A 1,271-nucleotide genomic window follows, 5' to 3' on the forward strand; every position below is an offset into this window, starting at 1 on the left:
CATGGGATCAACGTCCAGGGCATCGACTTTAAAGTTGAGAACTTGGCCGGCCAGCTAGTCTCGGCCGGCAACATCACGCCCAAGGCCAACCGAATACGGATTCCGTATATCAACCTATCCGCTGGCACATATAAACTGACCTTATCCGGCAGCACTTGTTCTGGTACTGATTCTAAAACATTCATCGTAGCAAAGGATCAGTCAAGCGTAGATCCAGTGCCAAATCCATCTGTACCAGCTGGCAAGGATCGGTTTGAGCTCTTTATGAACACCACCGGATACGGCTACGATCCGACGGATCCGACCGGTATCAATAAGGACTGGAGGGAAAGAATCGAGGCCCATAAAACCGATTGGGGCTATTCGATTACTGGCGTTAAGCTATTGGTTCGCTGGTATGATTGGGAGCCAACTGAGAAAAACTATGAGAGAGAAGCGCTTCGACACGCCATCCAGTACTGTAAAGATCGGGGGCTAAAGCTCTCCTTATATTTCTGGCCGTGGCGCCTAGCTGGTGATGGGTTTATCGATGAGAGTCAATATGTAAGGGGGCAACGAGGGACGGTTCACACCCTAGAAAGAAGTAAAGTAATGGCCTCCCTGGTGAGCACTTCAATAAACCAGAAAATCCACGATGCAGTCAAGGAAATGGCTTCCGAGCTGGCCGCCTATGAAGGAGGTTACTACATGTCCATTGGGACTGCCAGTGCCGAGGAGTTTATCAATCCTAGTGTCGGTCGGTATGTAAGCAAATATGATGATAAGGGTAACGAAATATCTTATGATTTGGATGGATACGAAATAGGTGGTTTCGAAAGCATGTTCCAAGATGGGTTCAAGGGCTTTCGGGCCTCTAAAGGCCTCGACTATCAAAGGCCATTTATACACGACTGGGGGGCCGGATCTGCTTTGGATATGAGCACGGAGACCGGCAAAGATTTTGCCAGGTATATAAGCATTTCACTTAAAAATTACTTTGATAACTTCAGTTCGGCCGTACATGAAGGGGGCCAGGGCAAGATCCTAGCTACCTATACCTATCCAGACGCCGGAAGCGTTCAAAATGCCTGGCATTTACATGCTAATTTCACCGATCAGGCCGCAACTGCAGATGCTATGTACGGCACGGATGGTACAGAGATCTATAACGTGGACCGAAAACGACTCTGCAATGCAGTCAATCTTGGTCTCGGCAAGTTATCTATTATCGAATATGATGCCGAAGATATCGGCTTTGGTCGTGGACTTCCCAAGTATTGTGAGGGTATCGA

Annotated in this window: 1 protein-coding gene; it reads left to right on the top strand. The window is 48.2% G+C overall.

Going from position 1 to position 1,271, the window contains the following annotated elements:
- On the top strand, positions 1-1,271 hold a 1,271-nt coding region (locus CLV98_RS23630), incomplete at both ends, for a hypothetical protein (RefSeq protein WP_158281331.1).

The organism is Dyadobacter jejuensis (assembly GCF_003149085.1).
Lineage (GTDB): Bacteria > Bacteroidota > Bacteroidia > Cytophagales > Spirosomataceae > Dyadobacter > Dyadobacter jejuensis.